At 29.4% G+C, this 1,870-nt stretch carries 2 protein-coding genes and 1 pseudogene; all 3 read right to left on the reverse strand.

Features of this window, described 5'->3' with window-relative positions; all coding sequences use genetic code 11:
- Positions 1–337, reverse strand: a pseudogene (locus AC1DTM_RS24695) (glycosyltransferase); the annotation flags it as partial.
- The gene (locus AC1DTM_RS24700) at positions 334–1,455 is read right to left on the reverse strand and encodes a polysaccharide pyruvyl transferase family protein (protein WP_477001119.1); all 1,122 of its coding nucleotides are present in this window, start codon (positions 1,453–1,455) and stop codon (positions 334–336) included. The gene AC1DTM_RS24700 and the pseudogene AC1DTM_RS24695, both read right to left, overlap by 4 nt.
- Positions 1,456–1,472: 17 nt before the next feature.
- A partial coding sequence (locus AC1DTM_RS24705) for a glycosyltransferase (RefSeq protein ID WP_477001120.1) occupies positions 1,473–1,870 on the reverse strand: 398 nt, incomplete at its 5' end.

Raw genomic sequence — 1,870 nt, forward strand, 5'->3', positions numbered from 1 at the left:
ACACATATTTAAAGTACATACTTCTGTTTCTCATAAACTTCGATAATAGATGTAAAAATATCACATTAAAAGCCCTAATTACTTTTCCTTTTCTAAGAAAGTCCAAAGAAACTATGTGCGGAGGTTCATTCAGTATATCTTTTATACTATTATATCCTTTTAAGTATTCAATCCGAACTTCCCTAGGAATTGAATTTAAAAACCCACCATACTCCTCTAACATTAATATCGTTATATCATACCTATCTTTCGGCATCTCTAATATCATGTTAAGTAACGCTTTTTCAGTCCCACCCACATTCATATTTATAATCATAAAGATAATTTTCTTTTTCATACTTCCTCCGCTACAGCCATCTTGTGACCAAGAAACTCACTCAATTTCTCAAAATGATTCTCCGCCTCAATTAATATAGATCCTAAATTAGCTGTATTTTCAAACGATTCATTTATAGTATGTTCATCACATTGCAAATACAGTTCCTCCATATTTATTAGCATGCCCTTAAAACTAATATCTTTAAGTAAATTAGTGGTTTTTTGACTATATATAATAGGTATAATTCCAATGCCTAGTAATAATGCTAGTATATTTGCATGAAACCTTGCTGCAATTAACAAAGTAAAAGAAGCTATCAGTTCCATAGCTTCTTCTATATTCCCTTTATAGTTATAGACAGTAACATCTTTTAATATTTCAGCAGAAAGATGTGATTGTATTGTATTAATCGTTTCTAAATCTCCTTCTTGTTCACAAAAAGACATTAGAAAACATTGATACCCCCTACTTACTAATAATTCTATCGCCTTTACTGTACTACTTATATAATCATTATAGTAGTTTGATAATCCTTGTTTATGCCTAACATCTATAATCGAAAATCCCACTCTATTTTTATGTTGTATCATCTTATAATCATCTATATTCATTTGAAAAACAATATCTGGTGCATATCTTACCTGGGACAATCCCCTAAACAATTCATATGAGTATTTATCTCTAAAACATACATCATCACACAACTTAAAAAACTCCATATAATCATTAAGGAATTCTTTTGTCTCAAAAGGTCCAAAGTTCGCTCCTAATATATACACCGGTTTATCTCTTTTCTTAAATTCCTGAACTATTTTCATTCTATCTTTATATAAAGATTTATGATATTTCTCTTCTCTAAAAATAGATCCACCTATAAATAACAATGCATCGTGTCCTTCCGCTACCTTATCATAGTTCGTTATAGAATCTGATAATTTAAGACGTTGCCCCAATTTATTTAGAATTGTATATTTTCGTCTTTCAACGTTTTTATATCGAGAGATAAACTGATCATAATTTCCCCCTAAATAATTTATTGTAAATTTGCTATTAGGATACTTCTTTGAAAGAATATCCAAAAATAAATCATCACCTAAGTTAAACATCAAATAAATTTCTACAAAAACTTTTTTCATCTCATTTTCACCTCACATTAACTTTCTATTACTTCATAGAACTTTCTTAATTGATTCACCGAACTATATGGTTCTATGGAATTTAGTTTTTTTATTATCGCTTCTCTAAAACTATCGTCGTCTAGATATTTCCTTATGCCATTGTATATACTCTTTATGTCGTGCTCTACTATTAAACCATCGACGTTATGATTAATTATTTCTTTTGCCGTAGAAAAATTAGTACATACAATAGGCCTTTTGACTATCTTAGCTTCACTTACAGTAAGACCAAAACCTTCTTTTATAGATGTTTGTACATATATATCGCAATTTTTCATGTATGGATATGGATTCAACTTCTTCCCCAGTAAAATAAAATGGGCATTCAATCCATAGCTATCTATTAATTCTTGTAATTTTTCTCTTTCAGGAC

The sequence above is a fragment of the Bacillus sp. P4_D3 genome (genome assembly GCF_056401855.1).